Genomic DNA, 6,061 nt, shown 5'->3' with positions numbered 1-6,061 from the left:
ATCGCCAAGTCGCCCGTCAACATCTGATCGCGCCAGCCATCGGTGGTAAAGTTGGCGATCGCAGGCTTGAGCTTTTGCAACTGCCGGAACGCCGCCTCCAGTTCCTTCGGATCTTCGGAATTGTAGGAATAGCCTAGCGACTTCAGCGTTGCGCCCATCACCTCGCGCACGTCGTTAAACAGCGTCACCCGTCGCGCCAGCTTGCTCTGGTTGTCCCAGAGATAGTCCCAGTCTTGCGGCGAGGGGTTTAGCTGGGTGCGGTTGTAAACCAGGCCGGTCGTGCCCCACACAGCGGGAATGCTGAACTGGTTGCCGGGGTCGTAGGGCGGGTCTTGGAACTGGGGCAGCAGGTTTTCGGCTCCGGTGATTTTGGTTTTGTCCAGTTTTGCCAGCAGGTTCAGTTCCCTCATCTGCTCCACCATATAGTCGGAGGGGTAGATGATGCTGTACTCGTTGCCGCCGCCGGCCTGCACCTTCGCCAGCATGGTTTCGTTGGAGTCGAACACATCGGCGATCGCCCGCACGCCTGTCTGCTCCTGAAACTGGCTCAGCAGCTCGTCGTCAATATAGTTTGACCAGGTATAAATCCGCAGCGTATCACTGCCGCCCGCGCCGCCCTGCACGTTGCTATAGCCGCCCCGACAGCTTGCCAGCGCCACGGCCGACAGGGCCGCGCCTGCCCCCTGAAGAAACTGCCGACGGGTTTTTCGGCTAAACGGAGCGGTTGGCCGATTGGACTGAGTCATAGGTCTGGGATTGGGGTCTGGGATGGAGGTGAGAACTTTCCCAATTATCCCCAGTTCTGACGCAAAAGCGACATTGTGTAGCCAGCGCTACATCTTGACCTGACAATCTGAATCGACCGGGCAACCTAAAGCAATACGGAGAGGGGGGGATTCGAACCCCCGTTGGGTGTGACCCCAAACTTGATTTCGAGTCAAGCGCATTCAACCACTCTGCCACCTCTCCAAAGGGGCATTGTCGTATTTTACAGGACGAACGGCGCTAATCGACGGGGGCGATCGCCCGAAACCCTGTTTTTGGAGTCCACTGAATTGCGCCCTGCTGAGCGACCACATGCAGCGGAACGGTTTGGGTGCGGAACCAGGCTTCTGCGGCTTCGCTGGGCGGGCGAGTGGCGATCGCCTGCTGGGGGCGAATCGTGCTGAGCGCCTGGACATCCAGCTTTATTCCGTCCCACCACAGCACGCTGGTCAGGGTCGCCAGTCGTGGCAGCACCGGTTCCGAAGGCACGGCTTTCGACCCGCGCAGCAGCAGCCAGATTTGGTCACCAATCTGAAATCGCAGCGCCAAGGGGTCTTGATCCACCTTCCGCACCGCCACATCGCCAAGCTGCACCGCCTGATCCAGCGGCAATGTGTAAATCTGGCCGCCCCGCGCCTGGAGTTGCTGAATGAGTTGCTGTTTGTCGGGGGGCTTTGGGGTTTCAGAGGGTTCACATGCTCCAGAAGAAAAGTAGAAAGACTGAATCGGTAGATGTTGTGCAAGCTGCATCCAGCCTTCTGTGTGGCATTCGGTGAGGTCGGGGGCGATCGCCCAAGTCACCCGGTTCACCCCCTGCTGTCGCAAAAAGGGCAGCACGGTGAACTGCACGTCCTGGGGGCTGAGGCTGCCAATTAGCCCCACGCGGCTGCGGTGCTGCACGATCAGCATCGGCTCGTCGGCCGTGTCTAGCACGGTCACCGCCAGCCGCGACATCACCGCCGCCCCCGCCGGAATGGCCACCAGCCCAAGACACACGATCGCCGCCACCCACCAGCGCCGATGTAGCGCCGCCACGCCCCACACCAGCAGGTAGATGGCATACAGCGCGACCACCTGACTGGGCGCGATCGCCCCTGCTGCATAGGCACTGCCCGGAAGCTGATTGGCAAACTCCACCAGCGCGATCAAAAGCTGGGTTGGCCACAGGAGCAACTGGGCGATCGCGCTGCCCCCCGCAGGCACGACCAGCGCCGCCAGCGCACTGAGGCCGCTGCCCAGGCTGATGCCCGTAATCACTGGCGCAGTCAGGATATTGAGCAGCAGGCTGTAGGGCGACACCACGCCGAAGACGTGCAGTTGTAGCGGAATCGTCCACACAAAGGCGGCGAGAGGCACGGCCACCAGTGGGGCGATCGCACTGGGCAGCCAGTCCAGCCATTTCGTCAGCACTGGAGCCGTCACCAACAGTCCCAGCGTCGCCAGCACGCTAAGCTGAAAGCCCAAATCCCAAATCCAAATCGGATTGACCAGCAGCAGCAGCGTCGCCGCCAATAGCAGCGAGTTGAGCGGGTTGACCTTGCGCCCCAGCGTGATCGCCACCAGCACCGCCAGACCCATCACGCCCGCCCGCGCCACCGACGGTTCTAGCCCGGTTAGACCGATGTAGCCCAGCAGTAGGGCTGTGGACAGGAAAAAGCTGACCTGAGAGGGGAGCGATCGCGTCAGGCCGAGCATGATGCCAATCAGCAGCGACACCTGAAAGCCCGAAGCTGCCAGCGCGTGGGCCAGCCCTGCATGAGCAAAGCTATCGCGCAACTCGAAGGGCACATCTACCCCGCCTTTGCCCAGCAGCATAGCGCTGACGAGTGCGCCCGGTCGTGGGTCAGGCGTTCCGCTCTTGCTTTTGACAGATAAGCCCGCCGCCTGCGATCGCACGATGCGCTGCCGCACCTGCCAGAGCGTTTTCTGGAACCGGGAGGAGAGCGATCGCCCCCAGGTCCACTGTTCCCGAAAGCGCCCTTCTGTTGCCGGAAAATCTACCGTTTTGCCCGCCAGCCCCGCAAAAATGCCGCGCTGCGCCAAGTATTGCCGGAAATCAAAGCCGCCGGGGTTGCTAGCAGGCTTGGGACGATACAGCGACCCCGACACCGTGAGCATTTGCCCCGGATGCAGGCCGGCCTTCAGCTTTAGCGGCAGCGTCACATAGAGCCGCCCAGACACCGCCGCAGCGCGAATGGGCTGGTCGGCTTCGTCCATCTGCTGCACCTGAAACGGCACTAGCTCTAGCTGGAGCTTGCCGCTGCGGGTTTGCTTTGGCGGCGTGTCGATGAAGCCATGCACCGTCACGGCTAAGTTAGTCTGCTCGGCTGCTGCGTCGGGGTTGCTCAGCAGAGCGCTAATGTCAGTTTCCGCAGGTCTGGGCAGGCGCACCTGAAAGTAAAGCGCTGCCAATAACCCGACCCATCCCGCTACCATCCAGACCTTGGCGGAGGGCCCCGTCCGCCAGAGGCGAGGCGCGATCGCCCCGGCCAGCAATCCCAGTACAGGCAGGGCGATCGCCCCCGCTGAGATGCCCCATACCTGCACCGAAACCCCGGTCAAAAGCAGGCCCAGCCCGTAGGCCAGGCACAGCATTGCGCCGCCCGCTGCATCCATAAATTTTTGCTGTTTGATACACCCTGATAAACAGCAGTATTCCCACCCAGTTTGCGCGATTACCAGATGCGCGATTACCAGATGCGTGATTACCAGATGCGTGATTACCAGACGCGAGGAAGATAGCCCGACCGCTTTACCAATGCCGGACGCAGCAGATGCCAGACCTGGATAAACCAGCGGCGGGCTTCCAGGGTGGACTGGCCGCGATAGCGGTAGAGGAGTCCGGATTGCAGCCGGGTGGCGGCGCGTTGGAGAGTGGGATTCGCAGGAGCCGGAGCGGGGTTGAGTTGGCGGGTTTGGGCAAGGAGGTCTGTAGGGAGTTGGGCAACGGGTTGACCCAGAATGGCGAAACTGGCAGCGACGGGGCAATCGTTTAGCCCGTGAGGACTGGTGAGCGACCCAGAGCCGCCGAGGATTAGCTGGGGATCGACCCAGAGCAGCCTGCCGTCTTGCCAGACTTCCGTGTGCGATCGCCAATGCCCGCTAGAAAACCGTTCGCCCCGCGCCGTGCGGCCCAGCCGGGTGATTTCCCAACCCAGCCACAGCGCATCGCCTTCCAAATCCACCCGCAGCCGCTGCCGATAGTCTGCCCCGTCGAACACAATCGTTTCCTGGGGCAGCCATTCCAGACAGCCGCCTGCTGCAATGCGGAGATGGGTCGTCTGCTCGGCTGTCGAGCCGTTGCTGCGGTAAATCTTGCCCGCAGTGGCGGTGGTGGAAAGGGCATGAGCGTTTTGCGCCAGATGAACCTGAGTCGAGAGGCGATCGCCCCCTACTACGCCGCCCGCCGTGTGCAGCGTCACCACATGACAGACGCGATCGCCCTCCGGGAAAAACGGCCGCTGTACCTTCATGGGAGCCTGCACAAAGCTTCGCCCAAGCTGCGTTCTGCCCTCCCGCGCTACAAATTCCAGTTCCAGTCGCCCCTGCCAGCCCGAACCGTCTACTCCCATTCCACCGTCACTCCGTCACCCTGCCACCCCGCCAACGCTAGATCTGCCCGATCTCCAGCACATTCCCATCGGGATCGCGGGTGAACAGCGCCGGACGGCCCGACGCGCTCATCTGCACTGGGCAGCCATGTTCGACCAGTCGCGTTTTCATGGCATCCAGGTCAGGAGTGGCGATCGCCAAATGGGGATTTCGGCCCCACTTTTCCGCCTCCGTCAGCGAGACCTGAGTGCGCGGATCGGCCATCAGGTGAATCTGCACCTCGCCTAGCTGATACCAGGCTCCAGGATATTTCAAGGGTCGATCGATTTTGGTCAATCCCAGCACGGTGCCATAGAACTGTTCTGCTTTGTCCAAATCCGACACCAACAGCGCCGCGTGCAAGAATCGAGTCAGCATAGGGGCAATTCGCAAGGCGATCCCTACAGGAATCGCGCAATTACATCATCCTGATTCTAGGATGGGTTTCGAGCCGCATCGCAGCGATTTTTGGCTACACCTTAGCCATACCTTAGCTGTTCCTCAGCTATTCCCATGCTTCAAGCTTGCCAACTTGAACCGCACTCCAGCGCTGCCAGCCCTATATTTCTCCGGAGTGACGCTGCGAATGAAATGGCTGCAAGCCCGATGAATACTGGATTAGCCATCCAAAATCGCAAGCCCAAAATCGCAAGCCCAAGACCGCAAATCCAAAATCGCAAATCTAAAATCAACCGACCTCAGACTACACCACGCACCAAGATTCCGGTATACACGCCCTGCACGTCCACTTCTTCCACGTCAAACACGGTTGGCTGGTAGGCGGCGTTGGCGGGCTGGAGCGTTACTGTTGTTTCCGATCGGAGGTAGTGTTTCAGCGTCGCTGCATCGCCCACGCGGGCCGCAACGATCGCCCCATTTTTCAGCGAAGCCGGGTCTGGGTTGCGCCGCAGCAGGATCACGTCGCCGTCCAAAATGTGGGATTCGATCATGCTGTCGCCCTGAACGCGCAGGGCAAACAACTGGGACAGGTCGTAGGGCGATCGCCGCGCCAGGTTAGGAAACAGTTCCAGCGGCAGATAAATTTCTGGCTCGTCTACAAAGGTGGTCTTGGGGCTGTGGGCTGCAATGCCGCCCAGGAGGGGAATGCCCTGGGGCAGCTTGCGCCGACTCCTGGATTTGGGCGAAGCCTGCTCTAGCGCTGCCCAGGGAGAAGTGGCGGATGTCTCTGGCACAGCCTCGACGGTCGAACCCGTGCCCATTGCCTCGGCGAGAACAAGCTGGAGCGTTGGCGCTGGCTGTGCGGAGCGATGTCGCCCGGTTTTTGCCCCGTTCACCTGGCTCGACTGAACCACCTGAATGGCGCGGGCTTTGTGGGGTTTGCGGGTGATGTAGCCTTTGTTGCACAGAGCATTGAGGAGCGATCGCACGGGGTCCTTAGAGCGATAGCTCAGCCCGACGCGAATTTCCTCATAGGTCGGCGAAATGCCCTGCTGCTGGATGAATTCCGTCACCCAATCTAGGCATCGCTGCTGCTTGACGGTCAGCGGCTTGGGGGTAGATTGGCGGGTGGATTGCCTGACTGTAGACCGTTTGGCGGTGGGTGGCTTGGCCGTAGGCATGGCTGCAATAGTTTATTTATACTAGATGCTAACATCATAGTTCACTCGTTCTATACCGAATCAAAAACTTTTTATTTGCCTTAATTTGCCGCCCGCCGCTTCACAATTTCTATATCCCAGAGCGA

5 protein-coding genes and 1 tRNA gene are annotated in these 6,061 nt (G+C 60.5%); all 6 read right to left on the bottom strand.

Going from position 1 to position 6,061, the window contains the following annotated elements; genetic code table 11:
- A partial coding sequence (locus IGS51_RS22000; RefSeq protein ID WP_297081014.1) for a spermidine/putrescine ABC transporter substrate-binding protein occupies positions 1-746 on the bottom strand: 746 nt, incomplete at its 3' end.
- A gap of 136 nt (positions 747-882) precedes the next feature.
- Positions 883-969: transfer RNA gene (locus tag IGS51_RS21995), tRNA-Ser, on the bottom strand.
- Positions 970-1,005: 36 nt separating this feature from the next.
- Positions 1,006-3,381, bottom strand: a complete 2,376-nt coding sequence (locus IGS51_RS21990) for a ComEC/Rec2 family competence protein (protein ID WP_297081012.1) — start codon at positions 3,379-3,381, stop codon at positions 1,006-1,008.
- A 104-nt stretch (positions 3,382-3,485) separates the two neighbouring features.
- Complete coding sequence (locus tag IGS51_RS21985; protein ID WP_297081010.1) at positions 3,486-4,337, bottom strand: urease accessory protein UreD; 852 nt, start codon at positions 4,335-4,337, stop codon at positions 3,486-3,488.
- Between the two features lie 37 nt (positions 4,338-4,374).
- Positions 4,375-4,734: a VOC family protein gene (locus tag IGS51_RS21980; protein WP_297081008.1), complete on the bottom strand. Its 360-nt coding sequence runs from the start codon at positions 4,732-4,734 to the stop codon at positions 4,375-4,377.
- A gap of 320 nt (positions 4,735-5,054) precedes the next feature.
- On the bottom strand, positions 5,055-5,936 hold the full coding sequence (gene lexA, locus IGS51_RS21975; RefSeq protein WP_297081006.1) for a transcriptional repressor LexA: 882 nt from the start codon (positions 5,934-5,936) through the stop codon (positions 5,055-5,057).
- Positions 5,937-6,061: the final 125 nt, after the last annotated feature.

This window comes from Thermoleptolyngbya sp. M55_K2018_002, from assembly GCF_015295965.1.
Lineage (GTDB): Bacteria > Cyanobacteriota > Cyanobacteriia > Elainellales > Elainellaceae > Thermoleptolyngbya > Thermoleptolyngbya sichuanensis.
The sequence above is the reverse complement of the archived record's forward strand: the minus strand, read 5'-3'. Positions and strand labels throughout refer to the sequence as shown.

Excerpts from the sequence above, each read along its gene's own strand:
- IGS51_RS21990 (WP_297081012.1), bottom strand. The coding sequence starts at position 3,381 with ATGGATGCAGCGGGCGGCGCAATGCTGTGCCTGGCCTACGGGCTGGGC.
- IGS51_RS21985 (WP_297081010.1), bottom strand. The coding sequence starts at position 4,337 with ATGGGAGTAGACGGTTCGGGCTGGCAGGGGCGACTGGAACTGGAATTT.
- IGS51_RS21980 (WP_297081008.1), bottom strand. The coding sequence starts at position 4,734 with ATGCTGACTCGATTCTTGCACGCGGCGCTGTTGGTGTCGGATTTGGAC.
- lexA (WP_297081006.1), bottom strand. The coding sequence starts at position 5,936 with ATGCCTACGGCCAAGCCACCCACCGCCAAACGGTCTACAGTCAGGCAA.